A 21,139-nucleotide genomic window follows, 5' to 3' on the forward strand; every position below is an offset into this window, starting at 1 on the left:
GAACCCCATGAGCGCGCGCTTAAAAAATCAGGCTTTACTGATTCGACGCGATCCGCTGCTGAATATGCTGCGCGCGCGCCGGCGAAGCCGGATGCGAACTCAACATACTCGATTTACCGCCATCCAGTTGCGCAAGCTTGTTAAACGCTGTCACCAATCCCGACGGATCGAGATTCTTCTTTTTCTGCAAGTCGAATGAATAATCGTCGGCTGCGCTTTCCTGGGTTTGCGAGAACTGCGCATTAATCAGCTTCTCGGAAAAATCGCCAAGCTGCGAGCCGGACAACGCTCCTGCCACGCCGCCCGCCGACGATGCCACCGAACGCGCCGCCGAAGTCGCGTACGCGACCTGCATCGCCTTCTTCGTATGGCCGAGTGCAACGTGGCCCATCTCGTGGCCGACCACACCGCGCACTTCGTTGTCGTTCATCATGTCCATCAGGCCGCTGTAGACGCGCACGCAGCCATTGGCCATTGCCCATGCATTGACGTCCTTGGTGATGTACACCTTGTAGTTCACCGGCACGCCGTTGATGTTGTTGCCCAGTTGCGCGGCAATCTTGTTCAGGCGTTTCTGATACTTGCTGTTCGCGGCGACAATCTGATTCTCACTATCCAACTGCGCGCACGACTTGTCGGTCAGCGCACGCACGTCAGCATCGCTGAGTGTGGCGGCCTGAGCGGCCTGCTGGCCGGACTGGATCAGCGCAGTCGGATTGACGTTGCTGACGTTCGAGCACGCAGCAAACAGCGCACAGGCAGAAGCGGCAATGACAAAGCGGTACGGTTTCATGGTGGAAGTCTCTTTTGCGGACGTTATTAATATCGACGGCGTTTTTTAATGCACCGCCCATTCGCAATGGCCGCATATCACGGGAGAAAAACTCCACGTATGTCGATTGCATAAACCATTACGCCACGCGGCAGACAAAAAAATGCGCCTAACGGGTAGGCGCATTTTTACCACAAACGTAAGCTTAAATTTATGCTTATGAAAGCGTGAATGACATCATTTTGCAATTTAACGAAAATTGCGGGCGGCGCGATTCCAGACAACCGCACCGCTGAGCGGCCATGAGGGCATTGCTCAATCTGCCGGCACCGTATCAATGAACGACTGACGCTGCGACAGTTTCTGGAAATGTTTATCCAGGTTCGGATACCCTTCGCGCCAGTTCAACTGAGGCATGCGGAAATCGAGGTAGCCCAGCGCGCAACCCATTGCGATATCCGCGAGCGTGTAGTGATTGCCCGTGCACCACGGCTTGGTGCCCAAGCCTTGTGACATGGCAATCAGGCCTTCGTCGATCTTGCGCTGCTGCCGCGCGACCCACGCGTCCACGCGCTGCTCGGGCGTGCGCTGGGTGCTTTCCAGGCGAATCAGCACCGCGGCGTCCAGCATGCCGTCGGCGAGCGCTTCCCAGCAGCGCACTTCGACGCGCTCGCGCCCAGACGGCGGAATCAGCTTGCCGACCGGGGACAGCGTATCCACGTATTCGCAGATCACCCGCGAGTCGAACACCGCTTCGCCGTCTTCCATCACGAGGCACGGCACTTTGCCGATCGGATTGAAGGTGTGAATCGTGGTATCCGGCGCCCAGACGTTCTCAGGCACGAGTTCGTAGTCGATTTTCTTGTCGGCCAGAACGATCCGCGCTTTGCGCACGAACGGGCTGGCGAGCGAACCGATGAGTTTCATCATTACCATCTGCCTTTTCTTGAATTCGGCGAAAGTATAAGTGGTCGGCGGCATTCCCGAGCACAGCGCAGTCGCTTCGCAAGCCGCATGGATGCTCGCTGTGGATGGATTGCAACATTGCTGCGAGGCCAGCATGCCGTCTACCCGGCCAAATGGCTAACGTGGCCGGGACAACCACCTCTCCCCGCCAGTATCCGCGCAAAATAAGTCTCCGCATTGGGCGCTACAATCTCACGATGAACCAGCCGACCGAACCCACCATCGCCATCGACGTCTACCGCACGCGCCGCGAGCGCGTCCTCGCCGCGCTGCGCGCGACAGGTGGGGGCGTCGCCATCGTCCCCACCGCGCCGGAAAAGCTGCGCAACCGGGACGCCGACTACCCCTACCGGCACGATAGCTACTTCTACTATCTGACGGGCTTCACGGAACCCGAGGCGTGGCTGGTGCTGGACGCAAGCGCCGCATCGGGCGAACCGGCCTCGATCCTGTTCTGCCGCGAGAAGAATGTCGAGCGCGAGACGTGGGAAGGGTTCCGTTTCGGGCCGGACGGGGCCCGCGAGGCGTTCGGCTTCGACGCAGCCTTCCCCGTGAGCGAAGTCGACGCGCAACTACCGCGCATTCTCGCCGACAAGCCATCGCTGCATTACGCGCTCGGCACGTCGGCGGAATTCGACGAACAGGTGCGCGGCTGGCTCGACGCGGTGCGCTCGCTGGGCCGCAGCGGCGTCGCCACGCCCACTGCCGCGCACGATCTGATCCCGTTGCTCGACGACATGCGGCTCATCAAGGATCACCACGAACTCGCCATCATGCGCCGCGCCGGACAGATTTCCGCGCAAGCGCATCGCCGCGCGATGGCCGCCTGCCACCCCGGTGTGCGCGAGTACGAACTCGAAGCCGAGCTGCTTTACACATTCCGCAAATTCGGCGCGCAGGCGCCGGCTTACACGTCGATCGTCGCCGCGGGCGCCAATGCCTGCGTGCTGCACTACCCGGCCGGCAACGCGATCGCCCAGGACGGCGACCTGATCCTGATCGACGCCGCCTGCGAACTCGACGGCTACTCGTCCGACATCACCCGCACCTTCCCGGCGAGCGGCCGCTTCACGCCGGCGCAGCGCGAGTTGTACGACATCGTGCTGGCCGCGCAGCAGGCTGCCGTCGACGCCACCCGCGTCGGCGCGACCTTCGACAATCCGCACCAGGCCGCCGTGCGCGTGCTGTCGCAAGGTCTGCTCAACACCGGCATCGTCGACCGCACGAAGTTTGCCTCGGTCGACCAGGTGATCGCCGAGCGAGCCTATGCGCCGTTCTATATGCACCGCACCGGCCACTGGCTCGGCATGGACGTGCACGACGTCGGCGACTACCGCGAACGCGGCGCGCCGCGCGACGAAGCGGGCGCGCTGCCGTGGCGCACGCTGCAGGTGGGGATGGCGCTGACCATCGAGCCCGGTCTGTATATCCGTCCGACCGAAGGCGTCCCCGAACGCTACTGGAACATCGGCATCCGCATCGAGGACGACGCGATCGTCACCGCGGCGGGCTGCGAGCTGATCACACGCGACGTCCCGGTGGCGGCGGACGCGATCGAGGCGCTGATGCAGGAAGCCCGCGCGCCCCAGCCGGCAAAGCAGTAACCCAGGCAGTAACCCAAGGAAGCAACCCGCAATGAACGACGTTTCCCAGTCGACGGTGATTCTCAAACCCGCCGCGTCCGACCATGGCTTCGATTTCGACGTGACGATCGTCGGCGCCGGGCCGGTCGGGCTGGCACTCGCCGGCTGGCTGGCGCGCCGCAGCGCGACACAGGCGCTGAAGATCGCGCTGATCGACGCGCGCGAGCCGGAAGATTCGATTGCCGATCCGCGCGCGATCGCCGTCTCGCACGGCAGCCGGATGATTCTCGAACCGCTGCGCTGGCCCGCCGACGCCACCGCGATCCAGCGCATCCACGTGTCGCAGCGCGGCCATTTCGGCCGCACGCTGATCGACCACAGCGAGCACGGTCTGCCGGCGCTCGGCTACGTGCTGCGTTATGGGTCGATCGTGCATGGTCTCGCCGAAGCGGTTCACGCGAGCTCGGTGCACTGGTTCCGCTCCACCTCCGCCGCGGCGCCGACTCAGGACCTCGACGGCGTCACGCTACCGATCGAAACTGCGGGTGTCACACGCAACCTGCGCACGCGGATTCTGGTGAATGCCGAAGGGGGGCTGTTCGGCGACCAGAAAACCGCCAGGAGCGCGGGTAACGGCGCCAACGGTGGCACGCGCGATTACGGGCAGACCGCGCTGGTCGGCACGGTCACCGTGTCGGCACCGCAACCGCATGTGGCGTGGGAGCGCTTCACGTCGCAAGGGCCGATCGCGCTGCTGCCGATGGGCGGCGTGCGCGGCGCGAACTACGCGCTGGTCTGGTGCTGCGCACCCGACGAAGCCGCACGACGCGCAGAACTCTCGGATGACGAATTTCTGAGCGAGCTCGGTACCGCATTCGGCAACCGCATGGGCCGTTTTACGCAAATCAAGGGACGCGCGTCGTTCCCGCTGGGACTGAACGCGGTCGATACGCTGGTGAACGGCCATGTCGTCGCAATCGGCAATGCGGCGCAGACGCTGCATCCGGTGGCAGGTCAGGGTCTGAATCTGGGCCTGCGCGACGCGCACGCGCTCGCCGATGCCCTGTCGGCGGAAGGTCCCACCCCGATGGCTCTCGCGACGTTCGCGCAACGCCGCGCGCTCGACCGCCGCCTGACGATCGGCGCAACCGACACGCTAGCGCGCCTTTTCACCGTCGACTTCCCGCCGCTCGCCGCCTTGCGCGGCCTCGCCCTCACCGCGCTCGAATTCGTGCCGCCGGTGAAAACCGCGCTGGCGCGGCAAATGATGTTCGGCCAGCGCCGCTGAGCGCGTTGCCCGTTCGCGCCCGACGCGCCTCAGCCGCTGCAGCCTTTTTTTAGGCGTCGCACCAGGCACATAAGCAGGCACATAAGCAGCGCCGCGCGAACGGTGCCGGTTCTATGAACCGGACCACTTTCATAGAAGATTTAATGAGTTACGACAGGCTCAAGTCGGGTGTCGGCTATCCGTTAACGCTAAAATGGCGGTTTTCCTTCGCATTTCGCGCAAGCTCCGATTGACAGAAACTTAACAATTGGTCACAAGCGCGTCCAAGTCATGCCTACTCTCGGCTCCCACAATCTGCGTAACAACCTGTTCGTCGCCCCCATGGCTGGCGTAACCGACCGGCCGTTCCGGCAGCTGTGCAAACGGCTAGGCGCGGGCTACGCGGTGTCGGAGATGGTCGCCTCGAACGCGCAGTTGTGGAAAAGCGAAAAAACCATGCGCCGTGCCAACCACACGGGCGAGGTCGAACCGATCGCCGTGCAGATCGCCGGCGCCGATCCGGTCATGATGGCCGAAGCCGCTCGCTACAACGTGGCGAACGGCGCGCAGATCATCGACATCAACATGGGCTGCCCGGCCAAGAAGGTGTGCAACGTGGCCGCGGGATCCGCCTTGCTGCAGAACGAACCACTGGTGCAGCGCATCGTCGAGGCGGTGGTGGGCGCAGTGGGCGTCGGGCCGGATGCCGTGCCCGTCACGCTGAAGATCCGCACCGGCTGGGATCGCGACAACAAGAACGCTTTGACGGTAGCGCGTCTGGCCGAGGCCGCCGGCATTTCCATGCTGACCGTGCACGGCCGCACGCGCGCCGACCTGTATCACGGCGACGCCGAATACGAGACCATCGCTGCCGTCAAAGCCGCGGTGCGCATTCCGGTGGTTGCCAATGGCGACATCACGTCGCCGCAAAAAGCCCGCGAGGTGCTCGCCGCCACCGGCGCAGACGCCATCATGATCGGCCGCGCCGCGCAGGGGCGTCCGTGGCTGTTCCGCGAGATCGAGCATTTCCTGCAAACTGGTGAGTTGCTGCCGCCGCCGCGCATCGACGAAATCCAGCAGGTGATGAACGAGCATCTCGAAGATCACTACGCGTTCTACGGCGAATTTACGGGTGTGCGCACTGCGCGTAAGCATATCGGCTGGTACACTCGCGGCCTTTCTGGCGCCAACGTGTTCCGGCACCGCATGAATACGCTGGACACCACGCGCGAACAACTCCTCGCCGTCAATGAATTCTTCGACGCCCAAAAGGCGATCTCCGACCGCCTCGTCTACGTCGACGAGACGCTCAGCAAGAACGACGGCGAGCCGGACCATACCGACCGACTAGCAGCATGAGCAAGAACAATATCGAACAATCAGTCCGCGACAGCCTGGGGATGTATTTCCAGGATCTCGACGGCTCCAATCCGCATGACGTCTACGACATGGTGATTTCATGCGTGGAAAAACCCTTGCTCGAAGTGGTGCTCGAGCAGGCCGGCGGCAACCAGTCGCTGGCCGCCGAGTATCTCGGCATCAACCGCAATACGCTGCGCAAGAAGCTGCAACAGCACGGTTTGTTGTAGTTTTTCGGCGCCCTGCCACGTTTCCCTTCGGCTTTTCGTCTTCATCATGATCAAGCAAGCGCTCATCTCCGTTTCCGACAAGTCCGGCATCGTCGACTTCGCCAAGTCGCTGTCGGACCTCGGCGTCAAGATCCTGTCGACCGGCGGCACCGCGAAACTGCTCGCGGACGCGGGTTTGTCCGTCACTGAGGTTGCCGACTACACGGGCTTCCCGGAAATGCTGGACGGGCGCGTGAAAACGCTGCATCCGAAGGTGCACGGCGGCATTCTCGCGCGCCGCGACCTGCCGGAACACATGGCGGCACTTGAAAAGCACGACATCCCGACGATCGACCTGCTAGTCGTGAATCTGTACCCGTTCGTGCAGACCGTGTCGAAGGAAGAGTGCTCGCTGGAAGACGCGATCGAGAATATCGACATCGGCGGCCCGACCATGCTGCGCTCGGCCGCGAAGAATCATCGCGACGTGACGGTAGTGGTTGATCCGGCGGATTACGCGGTCGTGCTCGACGAAATGCGTGCAAATAGCAACGCAGTCTCGTACAAGACGAATTTCGGTCTGGCCACCAAGGTTTTCGCGCACACCGCGCAGTACGACGGCGCGATCACGAACTACCTGACGAGCCTGACCGACGAATTGCAACACTCGTCGCGCAATGCCTACCCGGCCACGTTCAACCTGGCTTTCGACAAGGTGCAGGATCTGCGCTACGGCGAAAACCCGCATCAAAGCGCTGCGTTTTACCGCGACCTTTCCGTGCCGGCGGGCGCGCTGGCGAACTACAACCAGTTGCAAGGCAAGGAGCTGTCGTATAACAACATCGCCGATTCCGATGCAGCGTGGGAATGCGTGAAGACCTTCGACGTACCGGCTTGCGTGATCGTCAAGCACGCAAATCCTTGCGGCGTGGCAGTGGGCGCGGACGCAAACGAAGCGTATGCGAAAGCGTTCCAGACCGATCCGACCTCGGCGTTCGGCGGCATCATCGCGTTCAACCGTGAAGTCGACGAAACGGCGGCCCAAGCGGTGGCCAAGCAATTCGTCGAAGTGCTGATCGCGCCGTCGTTCAGCGCGGCGGCTCGCCAGGTGTTCGCGGCGAAGCAGAACGTGCGTCTGCTGGAAATCGCCTTGGGTGAAGGCCATAACGCGTTCGATCTGAAGCGCGTCGGCGGCGGCCTGCTGGTGCAATCGCTCGATTCGAAGAACGTGCAGCCGCACGAATTGCGCGTGGTCACGAAGCGTCATCCGACGCCGAAGGAAATGGATGACCTGCTGTTCGCGTGGCGCGTCGCGAAGTACGTGAAGTCGAACGCGATCGTGTTCTGCGGCAACGGCATGACGCTCGGCGTCGGCGCGGGCCAGATGAGCCGCGTTGACTCGGCACGTATTGCGAGCATCAAGGCGCAGAACGCCGGTTTGACGCTGACCGGCTCGGCCGTGGCGTCGGATGCGTTCTTCCCGTTCCGTGATGGTCTGGATGTGGTGGTCGCGGCAGGCGCGACCTGCGTGATTCAACCGGGCGGCTCGATGCGTGATGACGAAGTGGTCGGCGCGGCAGACGAGCACAACATCGCGATGGTGTTGACCGGCGTGCGTCACTTCCGGCATTGAATTCGGCTTCGCGGGCGGCGTCTTCGTGATGCGATGCTCGCCAGCGTAGCTTGAGCGAAACGGTCCGGTGGAGTTTTCCGCCGGGCCGTTTTGTTTTGGCGGTGCATTTTTGACGGTGCCCTGCCCGGCCGCGTACTTTGGCTATTCCTTAGCCCCTCCTGGCCGTTCTTACCAGTGGCACTCTTCAGGCCGCTGTCTCATGCCGGCGTCTCTCCGCGACGCCCGTTAGGCATCCGGGTCTTTTCTCGCGTAGCCTCCGTTCACGTCTGCGTGCTGGCTAATGTAGGTGCTAAGCCCCTGCCCTCGCTGCGCCAGGCGCTTGAGCATGCCGACGTGCTTCGCGCCGACACTCTCCTCCGTGTACCAATACACGACGCCCGATTTAAAACGGACCGCAACGAAATCGTCGCCGATTTCATATGCCTCGACGCCTGAGTCGCCGCTGAGATTCCGATAGTGCTCCATGTGCGACTCCCCTCCTTTCAACGCCTGCAGCAGCAGTTTTTATTCCGCCGACATCGCTGCACACCGACCGCCACACGGCGCGTTCGTTGTAGTATCGCAAGCACATAGTTTTCACCGCATGCGCGGCACCTCATGAGAATTCTCGGCATCGACCCCGGCTTGCGCGTGACCGGTTTTGGCGTAATCGATCAAACCGGACACAAGCTCAGCTACGTCGCAAGCGGCGTGATCAAAACCGCCGACGCCGATCTGCCGTCGCGTCTTGGCACCATTTTCGAAGGCATTTCGACGTTGATCCGCCAGCATTCGCCGGATCAGTCGGCGATCGAAAAGGTGTTCGTCAACGTCAACCCGCAATCCACCCTGCTGCTCGGCCAGGCACGTGGCGCGGCGATCTGTGGACTGGTGGCGGGCGGCGTGCCGGTTGCCGAATATACGGCGCTGCAGTTGAAGCAGGCCGTCGTCGGTTACGGCCGCGCAACCAAGGAGCAGATGCAGCAGATGGTGGTCCGACTCCTCAATCTCTCCGGCGTACCGGGTACCGACGCCGCTGACGCCCTCGGCATGGCGATCTGCCACGCGCACGGCGGCTCGACGCTTAGTACGCTGGGCGGCATTGCGCCTTCGCTCGCGAAAAAAGGCCTGCGTGTGCGGCGTGGGCGGTTGGTTGGCTAGGCTCTCAGTTCCGGCTTGCCAGCGCCATGATCCGCAACACTACCGAGCCGGCTTCCGGCCGCACGAATTGTGGAAACAGCGCGAACCGCGACTACGCATCATGCACTACGCGCGCAGCGCATCCACTGCGCTACACTCGCCCTTTCTCTCAAGATTGAATCCGCCATGATCGGTCGCATTGCCGGCGTTCTGCTGGAAAAAAACCCGCCGCATCTGCTCGTCGACTGCAACGGCGTCGGTTACGAAGTCGATGTGCCGATGAGCACGTTCTACAACCTGCCGTCGACCGGCGAACGCGTCGTGCTGCTCACGCAAATGATCGTGCGTGAAGACGCGCATCTCCTCTATGGTTTCGGCACCGCCGAAGAACGCTCGACCTTCCGCGAATTGCTAAAGATCACCGGCATCGGCGCGCGTATGGCGCTTGCCGTGCTCTCCGGCATGAGCGTGCATGAACTGGCGCAGACCGTCACCATGCAAGACGCCGCGCGCCTCACTCGCGTGCCTGGCATCGGCAAGAAAACAGCGGAGCGGCTGCTCCTCGAATTGAAAGGCAAGATCGGCGCCGACCTGGGCGCACTGGCAGGCGCGGCGTCAGCATCCGACCACGCCTCCGATATCCTCAACGCACTGATCGCATTGGGTTACTCCGAAAAAGAAGCGTTGGCGGCCGTCAAGAATGTGCCGGCCGGCACCGGCGTTTCCGAAGGGATCAAGCTCGCATTGAAGGCGTTGTCCAAGGGTTAAAAGCTCATGCCGTGACGGTGGCGCCTCGTGCGACAAGAAAGCTTCGCACACGGCGGCGCGGCGCGCACCCTGGCCGTTCGGCCGAGTTTCGCAACGGGCGGGGCGCGGTACAATGACCGCATGATCGAAACCGACAAACTCGCCGCCGAGCGCATCATCGCGGCCACGCCCGTCTCGCCGAACGAAGAAGCGTTCGAGCGCGCGTTGCGCCCGCGCCAGCTCGAAGAATATGTCGGGCAGGAAAAAATACGCGGTCAGCTGGAAATCTTCATCGAGGCCGCCAGGCGCCGTTCTGAATCGCTCGACCACGTGCTGCTGTTCGGGCCGCCGGGTCTCGGCAAGACCACGCTCGCACATATCATCGCGCGGGAAATGGGTGTCAATCTGCGGCAAACGTCAGGCCCGGTGCTTGAACGCGCCGGCGACCTCGCCGCACTGCTCACCAACCTCGAAGCCAACGACGTCCTGTTCATCGACGAAATCCACCGGCTCTCGCCGGTCGTCGAAGAAATTCTGTATCCGGCGTTGGAGGACTATCAGATCGACATCATGATCGGCGAAGGACCGGCTGCGCGTAGCGTGAAGCTGGATCTGCAGCCGTTCACGCTGGTCGGCGCGACCACTCGCGCGGGCATGCTGACCAATCCGCTGCGCGATCGCTTCGGGATCGTCGCGCGGCTCGAGTTTTACAATGCCGAAGAACTCGCGCGCATTGTCACGCGTTCGGCGTCGTTACTGCATGCACAGATCCATCCCGATGGCGCCTTCGAAATCGCCAAGCGTGCGCGTGGCACGCCACGGATCGCAAACCGGCTCTTGCGCCGCGTGCGCGATTTCGCCGAGGTGAAAGCAGACGGCAACATCACCGCGGAAGTGGCCGACGCCGCACTCAAAATGCTCGACGTGGACGCGGTCGGCTTCGACCTGATGGACCGCAAACTGCTCGAGGCGATTCTGCACAAATTCGACGGTGGCCCGGTCGGCGTCGACAATCTGGCAGCGGCAATCGGCGAGGAGCGCGACACGATCGAAGACGTGCTCGAGCCGTATCTGATCCAGCAGGGCTTCCTGCAGCGCACGCCGCGCGGCCGTGTCGCCACGCTGCTCACGTACCGGCATTTCGGTCTCGCCGCACCGGACGCGTCGAGCCCCATAGCCGGCATATGGGATTCCGCCGCATCCTGAGCGCTCAGCGCCCCGGTTCCGGCACCTTCTTCCTGAAGTTATCGTCATCGCTCGGCGCGTCGAGATGCGACACGTCAGCCCACGACACGATCGTCGCCTTGCTGGCGTCGTCGGCATAGTCCACCACGTTGACGCTCGTGTTCAGCAACGCGTAATCACGCGGCGCATCGAGTGACAAACTGCACGCAAACCGGCGCACGCAATCGAGCACACCGCCATGCGCGATGACAGCGATCCGTCCACCCGGATGCGCGGCCACCAGAGGCTCGATTGCATGCAGCACGCGGTGATAAAGCGTGCGCTGCGATTCACCTTCAGGCGGCGCAAAACCAGGATCGCGGGTTTGCCAGTGCGCGTACTCATCAGGGAATCGGACGGCGATTTCGTCGCTGTCATGCCCCTGGAACGCACCATATGAGCGCTCACGCAAACCTTCACGCAGTTGAAGCGGCAGGCTGAGCGCGTCGGCGATCGGCTGCGCGGTTTGCTGGGCACGTTGCAGATCGCTCGAATAGATCGCGTCGAGCCGTGCACCCGCTTTCACCTCACTTGCGATGCGGCATGCAAGGCGTTGCGCCTGCGCGAGGCCCGTCGTCGCGAGCGGAATGTCGATATGACCTTGAATGCGCTTGATGCGGTTCCAGTCGGTCTCGCCGTGGCGGATGAACAGAATCTGCGTGGTCATGGGATGAGCGTGGGCGCCAGTAGCCGGTTATGCCGAGCCGCTATTGTCGCAAAAAGCGGCTGGAGGATCGATGCGTGCCGCCGCTTACACCATGCGGCGGCAGTTGAATCTCAAGCGTTCGTCTGCAGCCAGAACGTGACCGGTCCGTCATTGACGAGCGACACCTGCATATCGGCGCCGAACTCGCCTGTCTCGACGATCGAGTGCCTGGCGCGGGCTGCCGAGACGAAGTAATCGAATAGCCGCTTGCCCTCGTCGGGCGGCGCGGCGGGCGTAAAACTGGGACGCAGGCCGCTGTTGGTGTCAGCCGCCAGCGTGAACTGCGAAACGAGCAGCAAACCGCCTGCGCGCCCGGCGCCGTCGAGATTCTGCACGGAGAGATTCATCTTGCCGGCCGCATCGCTGAAGACGCGGTAGCCGAGCACCTTGGCGAGCAGCCGGTCGGCTGCGGCCTCCGTGTCACCACGTTCGGCGCACACGAGCGCGAGCAGGCCCGCCTCGATCGCGCCGGTCACGTGGTCGCCCACGCGTACTTCTGCGCGCCGCACGCGCTGGATCAGCGCGATCATCGGCTCGACTCCGGATGCAACAACGCTCGAATCACCATCGCGTTATCGCCGCGCCATCAAGCCGTCAACGTGACGCGCGCAAAACGGCGCTTGCCGACCTGCACGACGTACTCGCCGGCTTCGACCTTCAGGCCCTTGTCGGACACGGTCGTGCCGTCGATCTTCACGCCACCCTGCTCGATATTGCGCAGCGCCTCGCTGGTCGACGGCACGAGGTTGGCCTGTTTCAGCAACTGGCCGATGGCGAGCGGTGCGCCCGCGAGCGTCACGGCCGGAATATCGTCCGGCAGGCCGCCCTTCGCGCGATGATTGAAGTCTTCGAGCGCGCGTTCGGCATCGGCTTGCGAGTGGAAACGCGCGACGATTTCCTGACCGAGCATCACCTTGAAATCGCGCGGATTACGGCCCGCCTCGATTTCCTTCTTGAAGCTGGCGATCTCGTCCGTCGGACGGAACGACAGCAGTTCGAAGTAACGCCACATCAGCACATCGGAGATGCTCATCAGCTTGCCGAACATGTCCGTCGGTTTTTCGCTGATACCGATGTAATTGTTCTTCGACTTCGACATCTTCTCGACGCCGTCCAGGCCTTCGAGCAAGGGCATCGTCAAGATGCACTGCTGTTCCTGACCGTACTGCTTCTGCAGTTCACGGCCCACCAGCAGATTGAACTTCTGGTCCGTGCCGCCGAGTTCGAGATCGGCATTCAGCGCGACCGAGTCGTAGCCTTGCATCAGCGGGTACAGGAGTTCGTGGATCGAGATCGGCACGCCGCCCTGGAAACGCTTGGTGAAATCTTCGCGCTCAAGAATCCGCGCCACCGTGTAGCGCGAGGCGAGCTTGATCATGCCGTCGGCGCCGAGCGGCATCGACCATTCGCTGTTGTAGCGGATTTCGGTCTTGTCGCGGTCGAGCACGAGCGCTGCCTGCTCGAAATACGTCTTCGCGTTCGATTCGATCTGCTCGCGCGTGAGCGGGGGGCGCGTGGCGTTGCGGCCCGACGGATCGCCGATCAGTGAAGTGAAGTCGCCGATCAGGAAAATCACCGTGTGACCGAGATCCTGCAACTGGCGCATCTTGTTCAGCACGACCGTGTGGCCGATGTGGATGTCCGGCGCGGTCGGATCGAGGCCGAGCTTGATGCGCAGGGGCACACCAGTGGCCGCGCTCTTCGCGAGTTTCTGTGCGAATTCTTCTTCGATCAGCAGTTCGTCGACGCCGCGTTTGGTGACGGCGAGCGCGTGACGGACTTCGTCGGTGATCGGGAAGGCGGGGCTGGGCTTGGTGGACTCGGTGGTCATGCTGGAAACGTGAAGTCGCGAAAAAAGGAGATTGTCCCATAGATGCGCGCCGCCGCGCCCACTGACTCGGCCACAAGCGCGCCGTCGACGCATGATTTCGGTTTGCAGGGACGCGCCATTGGCACCGTGACGCTTTATATTCGACCGCGCTTGCGTCGATAATCTGCTAAAACAGATCGCAACGAATCATCGAGAGGAGCAGCAACGTGGCGCAAGACCCCGCAGACGGCGTGTACTTGGGATTGATGTCCGGCACGAGTATGGACGGCGTGGACGGTGTTGCCGTCAGATTCGCGAAAGGAAAGCCGCCAGCGGTACTGGCCGAGGCGTTTGTCGGTTTCGCGGCAGGCTTGCGCGACGCGCTGTTCGCGCTTCAACAGCCGGGCGACAACGAAATCGAGCGTGAAGCGCTGGCCGCCAATGCGCTCGCCACACGCTACACGGTGTGCTGCCACGAACTGCTGGGCGCCAGCCGCGTGCCGGCCTCGGAAGTCCGTGCAATCGGCGTGCACGGCCAGACGGTGCGGCATCGGCCGGAAAAGGGTTACACGCGGCAGATCAACAATCCCGCGCTGCTCGCGGAAATGATGCGCATCGACGTCGTCGCCGATTTTCGCAGCCGCGACGTCGCGGCCGGCGGCCAGGGCGCGCCGCTCGTGCCGGCGTTTCACGCTACCGTGTTCGGTGCGAAAGACGAAACTCGGGTGGTCTGCAATCTCGGCGGCATCAGCAATATCACGATCCTGAACGCGACCGGCGGCGTGCGCGGTTTCGATTGCGGGCCGGCGAACGCGCTGCTCGACGAATGGGCGCAGCGCCATCTCGGCAAGCCTTTCGACGAAAACGGCCATTTCGCCGCAAGCGGACAGGTCGATCGCACGCTGCTGAATGCGCTTCTCGACGAGCCCTTTTTCTCGGCACAACCACCGAAAAGCACCGGCCGCGACCTGTTCAACCCTCAATGGCTGGATGCCAAGCTCCAACAGTTCGCCGCCCTCGCCCCCGCCGACGTGCAAGCCACTCTCGTCGCGCTGACCGCCGTAACGGTTGCTCGCGAAATCGAACGGCATGCATCGGACGCCAAGGCGGTCTATGTGTGTGGCGGCGGCGCGCGCAATCCGGAGATCCTGAAAGCGCTGCATCGGGCGCTGGAGGACAGCGGCGTAAGCGGCGTGCCCGTGATGACAACCGACGCGCTCGGCGTCCCGCCGAGCCAGGTCGAACCGCTGGCCTTCGCGTGGCTAGCGATGCGCTGCGTGGCGCGCCTGCCGGGCAATTTGCCGGCAGTCACTGGCGCCACCGCCGAGCGCGTGCTGGGGGCGATCTATCCGCGGTGATCGAAGAGCCTGGGTTTTAGCCCAGGCAATAAAAACGGGGCCGAAGCCCCGTTTTCTTTTACAGCCTGTCGCCTAACTGGCGGCCATCAAACCGAAAACGACGAGCCGCAACCACACGTGGTTTGAGCATTCGGGTTCTTGATGACGAACTGCGCGCCGTTGATGTCGTCCTTATAGTCGATCTCTGCGCCCACCAGATACTGGTAGCTCATCGAATCGATCAGCAGCTGGACGCCGCTCTTGTTCATGACAGTGTCGTCTTCGTTGACGGCTTCGTCGAACGTAAAACCGTACTGAAAGCCCGAGCAGCCGCCGCCCTGCACGAAAACGCGCAGTTTGAGGTCCGCATTGCCTTCTTCTTCGATCAGTTGCTTGACCTTGTCAGCCGCTGCGTCGGTAAAAACGAAGGGGGCGGGCATCTCGGTCACGGGTGTATCGGTGACTGCGTTCATTCGAACTCTCCAAAAAGCTTCTAACCGCTATTGTAGGGCTGATCTCGATATCGTGCCGAAGCCCACAAAATCAATGGGTTCTTCCAGCAAATTCAAAGGTCAGCCCTGATGCCGCCACCAGCTTGCCTGAACAGGCCAAATCGCCAACCGGCAGCCAAACCGTTGCCGTGAAGCCTGGCCGCGAACCAATAAAAAAAGCCGCCTTCGCGAAAGCGTTGGCGGCTTTTGCAGCATTCCAGCCCGAAAGCCGGATTGCACACGAAGCGATTAACGCTTCGAGAATTGCTTCCGGCGACGTGCCTTGTGGAAGCCGACCTTCTTACGTTCGACTTCACGAGCGTCACGCGTCACGAAGCCAGCCTTCGAAAGTTCCGGCTTCAGCGTTGCGTCGTAGTCCATCAGCGCGCGGGTGATGCCGTGGCGAACCGCGCCGGCTTGACCCGTTTCACCGCCACCGTTCACGTTGACTTTGATGTCAAACGTGACGCCATGGTTCGTAAGTTCCAGCGGCTGACGCACGATCATCAGCGACGTTTCGCGCGAGAAGTAATCGGCGATAGGCTTGCCGTTTACAATGATCTCGCCCTTGCCAGCCTTGATGAAGACGCGTGCGACGGCGCTCTTGCGGCGGCCCGTGCCGTAATTCCAGTTACCGATCATGTGGGCTCCCCTTAGATCTCGAGCGCTTTCGGCTGTTGTGCCGAATGCGGATGCGTTGCTTCAGCGTAGACCTTCAGCTTCTTGATCATCGCGTAGCCGAGCGGGCCCTTCGGCAGCATGCCCTTGACCGCTTTCTCGAGCGCACGGCCCGGGAAGCGTTCTTGCATCTTGCCGAACGTCGTTTCATAAATACCGCCTGGGTAACCCGAGTGACGGTAGTACTTCTTGTCAGTAGCCTTGTTGCCCGTGACACGCAGCTTACCGGCGTTGATAACGATGATGAAATCACCGGTGTCGACGTGCGGAGTGAATTCAGGCTTGTGCTTGCCGCGAAGACGGTGTGCCACTTCGCTGGCGACACGCCCGAGAACCTTATCCGTCGCGTCAATCACGTACCATTCACGCGTAACCTCATGGGCTTTTGCGGAAAACGTCTTCATGATCGATCCAAAAAAATTGCTGCGCCCAATGTATTTTTTCCTGCTTGTAGTGTGCGCATCGAGGCGCGTGCAGGCTCTCCCTGGTTCTTCCTCCGCGGGCGCGGATGCGGAAAAGCTCTGAATTATAAAGGAATTTGTCACGCCGAGTCAAAGCTTGCGGGGGTTTGGGCGAGAAATCGGACGATCTGGCGGCCAGATTTGGCCATTTGCCCGTCCTGCTAGCCCCGAATCCGACGTTCGCGAGATCGAAGCCGTGGACGAAAAAAAACCCGAACGAGCGGTTCGGGTTTAATCCACCAAAGGAGGAGGTGGAGGAGACAGCGGAGGTTGCAGAACTGCTGCAACCGATGGGATCGATTATATGAGGCGCCCTTGTGCGACGCAAGAACATTTGCATTGTGAAATGTGATTTTACAATGCGGCAGACGAGCCAGCCGGCCAAAATATTCTAAATTCCTTTTAAAATCAATCACAAAAGTCCTTTTAAGGGCTTGCATACACAGACATCGCCTAGAGTAAAACCCCTAATTCTGTCAGGGCATTCCCGAATCGCCAAAACATGCCGCACCGCAACACGCAAGCGGTCACCGGGCATAAGTTCCAGCGAAAGTCCCTTCGGGCGGACGCGCAAACACCGGGCTACAATGCGTTTTCGATATAAGCGCAGCGCGGTGGAGCACAGCATGGAATGCAAAGTTAGCTGGATGGGGCAAGACGGGATGGCATTTGCGGCCGAGACGGGCAGCGGTCATCTGGTCACGATGGATGGCGCGCCGGAAGGCGGCGGCCGCAATCTCGCGCCGCGTCCGATGGAAATGGTTCTGCTTGGCACGGGCGGCTGCACGGCGTACGACGTCGTGATGATCCTGAAGAAAAGCCGGCAGGAAATCGCCGGCTGCTCAGTGACGCTGAAGGCGGAGCGCGCCAGCGAAGATCCGAAAGTGTTCACGAAGATCCACTTCCACTTCACCGTGAAGGGCAAGAATCTGAACCCGGCTACCGTAGAGCGCGCGATCAATCTGTCGCACGACAAATACTGCTCGGCTTCGATCATGATCGCGAAGACCGCTGAGCTCACGCACTCGTTCGATATCGTCGCAGGCTGAACATGCGCTTCGGCTTCTGCGCAGATAGCCGCGCATTTAGCCAAACCAGCGCGTCAAAATAAAAATGCCGGCGTCCACACGGACGCCGGCATTTTTTGTTGGGTGGCAAAGCAGGCCGATAAGCCGGATTCTGTGCACGCGCCGCGTCCGAAAACGCGACGCGCGTAGCAGTCATTCCTCTAGGCGCGCCATTACTGACGCGCTCAAGCTTCCTACCCGCAGACGTGACGGGGGCCCCGTCCTGCATCTCGAAGATGCTAGCCTGCCTACTTGGAATTGCTCCGGGTGGAGGTTACCGTGCCGGTCTGCCTTGCAGCAGCCGCGGTGCGCTCTTACCGCACCGTTTCACCCTTACCTGATCCCGGCTTGCGCCGGGCCATCGGCGGTTTGCTTTCTGTTGCCCTGTTCCGCGTGTCACCACGGATGGCCGTTAGCCATCACCCTGCCCTATGGAGTCCGGACTTTCCTCGCCCTCTTTGACCGAAGCCGCAGAGGCCGCGACTGCCTAGCCTGCTTTGCTGGGCCGCATTTTAACACTGCGGCGAATCTGCGCGGCTTTAGCGTGAACGTCGTCCTGCACGAAAGACGGACGCGTCGTCGTAAAACATGGGCGATTCGTTCTCCGCCCACCAGCCTGGAATCCCCAGCACCGGCAGCGGCGCAAACATGCGGCTCGTTAATGCATCGGCGCTCAGAAGTGCCGTGCTGACAGACTCGTCGAGCCATGCGTCGCGTGCCGCGGCGTCCCATCCGAAGTACTCGGACGGCACGTCGACGATCCACGCGTGGCCCGTGCAGGCCTTGAACGGCGCGATCAGCTTTTCCAGCAGCGCGTGACCGAAGCAGCGCACTTCGCAGCGTGCGCCCCAGGCATCACGATGAGCAACCATGAGCGTCTGCCAGTCGAACCCGCGCAATGCCGCAATCAACGCGGGGTCGGCGCAGGCGAACAGCAACGCGTTTTCGTCGAACAAGGTCAGCGTATCGCGCACGCCGCCACGGGTCGGACCGACGCCTAGCACGTCGATCGCCGCCGACTGCCGCGCATTCAGCGCCGCCTTGATCCGCGGAAACGCAAACCACATCGACCCGTTGAAGAAGTCATGCAGGTTGTGACGCGTCGGCACGCAGCCCGTCGACGCGATGTGCGCCTCGTAAGCCGCGCCCGGCGGCAGATCGTCCTGCGCAATGAACCCGAGACGCTGGCCGCGCCCTGTCACCTGCCGCATCTCGCCGGCATCGGCATTCATTTCCGCGAGCAAGGCCGCGTAGCTCGTCAACGCGCCCTGCTGCCAGCGCTCCCCGCGCGCCGCGAACTGGGCGAACCACGGTTTCGACCAGTCGATATCGGCGAAACCGAAGCCTACGCGTGCCGCCTCTTGCACCTGCATCTAATGCAATCTCAGACGAGGCGCCAGCCGATCGACTCACCGCCACGCAGCGGCACAACAGGCGTGTCGCCGACCGGCAATTCAGCCGGCAGCGTCCATTCTTCGCGACGCAGCGTGACCTTCTCTTCGCTGCGCGGCAGACCGTAGAAATCCGCGCCGAAGAAGCTGGCAAAGCCTTCGAGCTTGTCCAGTGCGCCGGCCTTGTCGAACGCTTCCGTATAGAGTTCGAGCGCATGCAGCGCCGTATAGCAACCCGCGCAGCCGCACGCGTGCTCCTTCAAACCCTTCGGATGCGGCGCACTATCAGTGCCGAGGAAGAAGCGTGGATTTCCCGAGGTCGCCGCATCAACCAGCGCCACGCGATGCGTCTCGCGCTTCAACACCGGCAGGCAGTAGTAATGCGGGCGAATGCCACCCTTGAAGATCGCGTTGCGGTTGTACAGCAGATGGTGCGCGGTAATCGTCGCGCCCAGCAGCCCCGGCGCTACGCCGGCTTCGCGGATGTAGTCGACTGCGTCCTTCGTGGTGATGTGCTCGAACACCACCTTGAGCGCCGGAAATTCGCGGCGCAGCGGCGTCATCACGCGGTCGATGAATACCTTCTCGCGGTCGAACAGGTCGATCGACGAATCCGTCACTTCGCCGTGCACCAGCAGCGGCATGCCGGTTTCCTGCATCACTTCGAGCGTTTTCGCGCACTTCATGATGTCGGTGACGCCTGCGTCCGAGTTGGTCGTGGCACCCGCCGGGTACAGCTTCACGCCATGCACGAAGCCGCTTTCGCGCGCGCGGCGGATTTCGTCGGGCGGCGTGTTGTCGGTCAGGTACAGCGTCATCAGCGGTTCGAATTTCGCGCCGGCCGGGATCGCGGCGACGATGCGTTCGCGGTACGCCTCTGCCATCGCGGTCGTGGTGACCGGCGGCTTCAGGTTAGGCATGATGATCGCGCGGCCGAACTGGCGCGCGGTATCCGGCAACACGGCAGCGAGCATCTCGCCGTCGCGAACGTGCAGATGCCAGTCGTCCGGACGGGCGAGCGTAACAGAGTCGATGGCGGCGATGGTGTCGATCGAATCGAGGGAGGCGTTGGAAGCGGTCATGGCGAGAGGGGAACGAGATTCGGCGGCAAAAAAAGCAAATCGGCGCGCTCGAAGCGGTACAAATCACAGCAATTCGCAGCGCTAGAGCCTAAACACACGTCAATTTTGCTATTTGGCGCTTCTGGCTCGGTGATATGCTTGGAAAATCATCATTGTAACGGCTCGCCCCGTTCACAGGCTTACCCGCAACATGTGCCAACTTCTCGGAATGAACTGCGCCGCGCCGACGGACGTCACGTTCTCGTTCACCGGCTTTGCGGCGCGCGGCGGCGTCACCGATCACCACGCGGACGGCTGGGGCATCGCCTTCTTCGAAGACAAAGCCTGCCGCCTGTTCATCGATCATCAATCGTCGGCCACCTCGCCGATCGCCGAGATGGTCAAGCGCTACCCGATCAAATCGAAGAACACGATCGCGCATATTCGCAAGGCGACGCAAGGGCACATCCTGCTGGAAAACTGCCATCCGTTCATGCGCGAACTATGGGGGCGGCACTGGATCTTCGCGCACAACGGCGACCTGAAAGATTATTCGCCAGCGCTCAACGGCGTCTATCAACCCGTCGGCACAACCGATAGCGAGCTCGCCTTCTGCGCGTTGCTGCAAGGTTTGCGCAAGGCTTTCCCGGGCTGCCAGCCGCCGCTGGAAGAACTGTTCGCGGCGCTCGAAACGCTCACGCGCGAGATCACGCAATTTGGCGTATTCAATTTCCTGATGTCGAACGGCCAGGCGCTGTTCGCGCATTGCTCGACACATCTGCATTACATCGTGCGGCGCTGGCCGTTCTCGACCGCGCATCTGGTCGATGCCGACGTGTCGATCGATTTCGCCAAATACACGACGCCGGAAGACCGTGTCGCCGTGATTGCGACCAAGCCGCTCACCGATAACGAAGTGTGGACCGCCTTCAAACCGGGCGATCTGCTGATGTTCCAGCACGGCGAAGTGATCGGTCGCGTCAACGTGCCGGTGCCGACTTCGGTGCTGGAGAAGCTACATAATCCGGCGCTGGATGCGTCGGCTTCGGCGACCACGATTGCGGCTTCGGTTGAGGCGGTTGCCACAGCCGCCGAGGTCGACCTCGAAGCCGCGGATGACACGGCCGCTTTCGAATCCTGAAACGGATTGGGCGGCGTTCGCGAAAGCCTGAAACGTCATCAGATACAAAAAAGCCGCTTCTTTTTTCGAAGCGGCTTTTTTCCTGCTCGAGCCACTTGACCCGCGTGGCCCAGCAAT

At 62.0% G+C, this 21,139-nt stretch carries 22 protein-coding genes and 1 other RNA gene; 11 read left to right on the forward strand and 12 right to left on the reverse strand.

The genetic code is table 11. From position 1 onward, the window contains the following. Positions 1 to 34: 34 nt before the first annotated feature. Positions 35 to 793 carry a metalloprotease LoiP gene (gene loiP, locus PQQ86_RS16695; protein ID WP_408268775.1) on the reverse strand — a complete coding sequence of 253 codons (759 nt, stop codon included), beginning with the start codon at positions 791 to 793 and terminating at the stop codon, positions 35 to 37. Positions 794 to 1,087: 294 nt separating this feature from the next. Beyond that, complete coding sequence (locus PQQ86_RS16700) at positions 1,088 to 1,702, reverse strand: glutathione S-transferase C-terminal domain-containing protein (protein WP_408268778.1); 615 nt, start codon at positions 1,700 to 1,702, stop codon at positions 1,088 to 1,090. A gap of 233 nt (positions 1,703 to 1,935) precedes the next feature. Here PQQ86_RS16700 and PQQ86_RS16705 point away from each other — a divergent pair, with 233 nt between their 5' ends. The 5 genes from PQQ86_RS16705 to purH all read left to right on the forward strand — a co-directional run bounded on the left by PQQ86_RS16705 (position 1,936) and on the right by purH (position 7,789). Further along, positions 1,936 to 3,342, forward strand: coding sequence for an aminopeptidase P N-terminal domain-containing protein (locus PQQ86_RS16705; protein ID WP_408268780.1), 1,407 nt, complete (start codon positions 1,936 to 1,938; stop codon positions 3,340 to 3,342). Positions 3,343 to 3,373: 31 nt separating this feature from the next. Further along, complete coding sequence (locus PQQ86_RS16710) at positions 3,374 to 4,609, forward strand: UbiH/UbiF/VisC/COQ6 family ubiquinone biosynthesis hydroxylase (protein ID WP_408268783.1); 1,236 nt, start codon at positions 3,374 to 3,376, stop codon at positions 4,607 to 4,609. Between the two features lie 270 nt (positions 4,610 to 4,879). Beyond that, a complete protein-coding gene (gene dusB / locus PQQ86_RS16715; RefSeq protein WP_097390379.1) occupies positions 4,880 to 5,947 on the forward strand; it encodes a tRNA dihydrouridine synthase DusB in 1,068 nt (355 codons plus the stop codon). Further along, positions 5,944 to 6,177, forward strand: a complete 234-nt coding sequence (locus PQQ86_RS16720; RefSeq protein WP_007180440.1) for a Fis family transcriptional regulator — start codon at positions 5,944 to 5,946, stop codon at positions 6,175 to 6,177. The genes dusB and PQQ86_RS16720 overlap by 4 nt, the downstream gene beginning before the upstream one ends. A 46-nt stretch (positions 6,178 to 6,223) precedes the next feature. Next, the gene (purH, locus tag PQQ86_RS16725; RefSeq protein ID WP_408268786.1) at positions 6,224 to 7,789 is read left to right on the forward strand and encodes a bifunctional phosphoribosylaminoimidazolecarboxamide formyltransferase/IMP cyclohydrolase; all 1,566 of its coding nucleotides are present in this window, start codon (positions 6,224 to 6,226) and stop codon (positions 7,787 to 7,789) included. Positions 7,790 to 8,014: 225 nt separating this feature from the next. On the opposite strand, the gene PQQ86_RS16730 is transcribed toward purH, so the two are convergent. Continuing rightward, on the reverse strand, positions 8,015 to 8,254 hold the full coding sequence (locus PQQ86_RS16730; RefSeq protein ID WP_408192660.1) for a hypothetical protein: 240 nt from the start codon (positions 8,252 to 8,254) through the stop codon (positions 8,015 to 8,017). A gap of 132 nt (positions 8,255 to 8,386) precedes the next feature. On the opposite strand from PQQ86_RS16730, the gene ruvC reads away from it, so the two are divergent. From ruvC to ruvB, 3 genes are all read left to right on the forward strand, one after another. Next, the gene (gene ruvC / locus PQQ86_RS16735) at positions 8,387 to 8,929 is read left to right on the forward strand and encodes a crossover junction endodeoxyribonuclease RuvC (protein ID WP_408192662.1); all 543 of its coding nucleotides are present in this window, start codon (positions 8,387 to 8,389) and stop codon (positions 8,927 to 8,929) included. 165 nt (positions 8,930 to 9,094) lie between these two features. Continuing rightward, positions 9,095 to 9,676, forward strand: a complete 582-nt coding sequence (ruvA, locus tag PQQ86_RS16740) for a Holliday junction branch migration protein RuvA (RefSeq protein ID WP_093635484.1) — start codon at positions 9,095 to 9,097, stop codon at positions 9,674 to 9,676. Between the two features lie 120 nt (positions 9,677 to 9,796). Beyond that, positions 9,797 to 10,861 (forward strand): Holliday junction branch migration DNA helicase RuvB, encoded by a 1,065-nt coding sequence (gene ruvB / locus PQQ86_RS16745; RefSeq protein WP_408268791.1) that lies wholly within the window; start codon positions 9,797 to 9,799, stop codon positions 10,859 to 10,861. A 4-nt stretch (positions 10,862 to 10,865) separates the two neighbouring features. Here ruvB and PQQ86_RS16750 read toward each other — a convergent pair whose 3' ends face one another. From PQQ86_RS16750 to tyrS, 3 genes are all read right to left on the reverse strand, one after another. Further along, a complete protein-coding gene (locus PQQ86_RS16750) occupies positions 10,866 to 11,546 on the reverse strand; it encodes a histidine phosphatase family protein (RefSeq protein ID WP_408268794.1) in 681 nt (226 codons plus the stop codon). 110 nt (positions 11,547 to 11,656) lie between these two features. Then, entirely contained in the window at positions 11,657 to 12,115 is a 459-nt protein-coding gene (gene dtd, locus PQQ86_RS16755) for a D-aminoacyl-tRNA deacylase (RefSeq protein WP_408268797.1), read from the reverse strand. A gap of 56 nt (positions 12,116 to 12,171) precedes the next feature. Further along, positions 12,172 to 13,416: a tyrosine--tRNA ligase gene (gene tyrS, locus PQQ86_RS16760; protein WP_408268800.1), complete on the reverse strand. Its 1,245-nt coding sequence runs from the start codon at positions 13,414 to 13,416 to the stop codon at positions 12,172 to 12,174. Between the two features lie 206 nt (positions 13,417 to 13,622). Here tyrS and PQQ86_RS16765 point away from each other — a divergent pair, with 206 nt between their 5' ends. Further along, positions 13,623 to 14,753 (forward strand): anhydro-N-acetylmuramic acid kinase, encoded by a 1,131-nt coding sequence (locus tag PQQ86_RS16765; protein WP_408268803.1) that lies wholly within the window; start codon positions 13,623 to 13,625, stop codon positions 14,751 to 14,753. Between the two features lie 86 nt (positions 14,754 to 14,839). Here the strand turns inward: PQQ86_RS16765 and erpA are convergent, their stop codons facing one another. The 3 genes from erpA to rplM all read right to left on the reverse strand — a co-directional run bounded on the left by erpA (position 14,840) and on the right by rplM (position 16,305). Next, the gene (gene erpA / locus PQQ86_RS16770) at positions 14,840 to 15,205 is read right to left on the reverse strand and encodes an iron-sulfur cluster insertion protein ErpA (protein WP_054034493.1); all 366 of its coding nucleotides are present in this window, start codon (positions 15,203 to 15,205) and stop codon (positions 14,840 to 14,842) included. Positions 15,206 to 15,472: 267 nt separating this feature from the next. Then, on the reverse strand, positions 15,473 to 15,865 hold the full coding sequence (rpsI, locus tag PQQ86_RS16775) for a 30S ribosomal protein S9 (RefSeq protein ID WP_007180423.1): 393 nt from the start codon (positions 15,863 to 15,865) through the stop codon (positions 15,473 to 15,475). Between the two features lie 11 nt (positions 15,866 to 15,876). Beyond that, entirely contained in the window at positions 15,877 to 16,305 is a 429-nt protein-coding gene (gene rplM / locus PQQ86_RS16780; protein ID WP_007180422.1) for a 50S ribosomal protein L13, read from the reverse strand. A gap of 683 nt (positions 16,306 to 16,988) precedes the next feature. Here rplM and PQQ86_RS16785 point away from each other — a divergent pair. Further along, positions 16,989 to 17,411, forward strand: a complete 423-nt coding sequence (locus tag PQQ86_RS16785; protein WP_408268808.1) for an OsmC family protein — start codon at positions 16,989 to 16,991, stop codon at positions 17,409 to 17,411. 103 nt (positions 17,412 to 17,514) lie between these two features. Here PQQ86_RS16785 and rnpB read toward each other — a convergent pair. The 3 genes from rnpB to pyrC form a co-directional block, all read right to left on the reverse strand. Further along, positions 17,515 to 17,928, reverse strand: an RNA gene (gene rnpB / locus PQQ86_RS16790) — RNase P RNA component class A. Positions 17,929 to 17,968: 40 nt separating this feature from the next. Then, a complete protein-coding gene (locus PQQ86_RS16795) occupies positions 17,969 to 18,802 on the reverse strand; it encodes a DUF3025 domain-containing protein (RefSeq protein ID WP_408268811.1) in 834 nt (277 codons plus the stop codon). A gap of 11 nt (positions 18,803 to 18,813) precedes the next feature. Then, positions 18,814 to 19,902, reverse strand: a complete 1,089-nt coding sequence (pyrC, locus tag PQQ86_RS16800) for a dihydroorotase (RefSeq protein ID WP_408268814.1) — start codon at positions 19,900 to 19,902, stop codon at positions 18,814 to 18,816. 190 nt (positions 19,903 to 20,092) lie between these two features. Here pyrC and PQQ86_RS16805 point away from each other — a divergent pair, with 190 nt between their 5' ends. Continuing rightward, positions 20,093 to 21,022, forward strand: a complete 930-nt coding sequence (locus PQQ86_RS16805; protein WP_408268816.1) for a class II glutamine amidotransferase — start codon at positions 20,093 to 20,095, stop codon at positions 21,020 to 21,022. The last annotated feature ends 117 nt before the right edge of the window (positions 21,023 to 21,139 follow it).

Origin of the sequence: Paraburkholderia sediminicola, assembly GCF_046026675.1 — a bacterium.
Classification (GTDB): Bacteria; Pseudomonadota; Gammaproteobacteria; order Burkholderiales; family Burkholderiaceae; genus Paraburkholderia; species Paraburkholderia sediminicola_F.

What these genes read in the sequence shown, in the direction of transcription:
- pyrC (WP_408268814.1), bottom strand. Translation starts at nt 19,902, where the DNA reads ATGACCGCTTCCAACGCCTCCCTCGATTCGATCGACACCATCGCCGCC.
- loiP (WP_408268775.1), bottom strand. Translation starts at nt 793, where the DNA reads ATGAAACCGTACCGCTTTGTCATTGCCGCTTCTGCCTGTGCGCTGTTT.
- erpA (WP_054034493.1), bottom strand. Translation starts at nt 15,205, where the DNA reads ATGAACGCAGTCACCGATACACCCGTGACCGAGATGCCCGCCCCCTTC.
- dtd (WP_408268797.1), bottom strand. Translation starts at nt 12,115, where the DNA reads ATGATCGCGCTGATCCAGCGCGTGCGGCGCGCAGAAGTACGCGTGGGC.
- PQQ86_RS16795 (WP_408268811.1), bottom strand. Translation starts at nt 18,802, where the DNA reads ATGCAGGTGCAAGAGGCGGCACGCGTAGGCTTCGGTTTCGCCGATATC.
- PQQ86_RS16785 (WP_408268808.1), top strand. Translation starts at nt 16,989, where the DNA reads ATGGAATGCAAAGTTAGCTGGATGGGGCAAGACGGGATGGCATTTGCG.
- PQQ86_RS16705 (WP_408268780.1), top strand. Translation starts at nt 1,936, where the DNA reads ATGAACCAGCCGACCGAACCCACCATCGCCATCGACGTCTACCGCACG.
- ruvA (WP_093635484.1), top strand. Translation starts at nt 9,095, where the DNA reads ATGATCGGTCGCATTGCCGGCGTTCTGCTGGAAAAAAACCCGCCGCAT.
- ruvB (WP_408268791.1), top strand. Translation starts at nt 9,797, where the DNA reads ATGATCGAAACCGACAAACTCGCCGCCGAGCGCATCATCGCGGCCACG.
- PQQ86_RS16700 (WP_408268778.1), bottom strand. Translation starts at nt 1,702, where the DNA reads ATGATGAAACTCATCGGTTCGCTCGCCAGCCCGTTCGTGCGCAAAGCG.
- PQQ86_RS16805 (WP_408268816.1), top strand. Translation starts at nt 20,093, where the DNA reads ATGTGCCAACTTCTCGGAATGAACTGCGCCGCGCCGACGGACGTCACG.
- dusB (WP_097390379.1), top strand. Translation starts at nt 4,880, where the DNA reads ATGCCTACTCTCGGCTCCCACAATCTGCGTAACAACCTGTTCGTCGCC.
- PQQ86_RS16730 (WP_408192660.1), bottom strand. Translation starts at nt 8,254, where the DNA reads ATGGAGCACTATCGGAATCTCAGCGGCGACTCAGGCGTCGAGGCATAT.
- PQQ86_RS16720 (WP_007180440.1), top strand. Translation starts at nt 5,944, where the DNA reads ATGAGCAAGAACAATATCGAACAATCAGTCCGCGACAGCCTGGGGATG.
- tyrS (WP_408268800.1), bottom strand. Translation starts at nt 13,416, where the DNA reads ATGACCACCGAGTCCACCAAGCCCAGCCCCGCCTTCCCGATCACCGAC.
- purH (WP_408268786.1), top strand. Translation starts at nt 6,224, where the DNA reads ATGATCAAGCAAGCGCTCATCTCCGTTTCCGACAAGTCCGGCATCGTC.
- ruvC (WP_408192662.1), top strand. Translation starts at nt 8,387, where the DNA reads ATGAGAATTCTCGGCATCGACCCCGGCTTGCGCGTGACCGGTTTTGGC.
- PQQ86_RS16750 (WP_408268794.1), bottom strand. Translation starts at nt 11,546, where the DNA reads ATGACCACGCAGATTCTGTTCATCCGCCACGGCGAGACCGACTGGAAC.
- rpsI (WP_007180423.1), bottom strand. Translation starts at nt 15,865, where the DNA reads ATGATCGGTAACTGGAATTACGGCACGGGCCGCCGCAAGAGCGCCGTC.
- PQQ86_RS16710 (WP_408268783.1), top strand. Translation starts at nt 3,374, where the DNA reads ATGAACGACGTTTCCCAGTCGACGGTGATTCTCAAACCCGCCGCGTCC.
- rplM (WP_007180422.1), bottom strand. Translation starts at nt 16,305, where the DNA reads ATGAAGACGTTTTCCGCAAAAGCCCATGAGGTTACGCGTGAATGGTAC.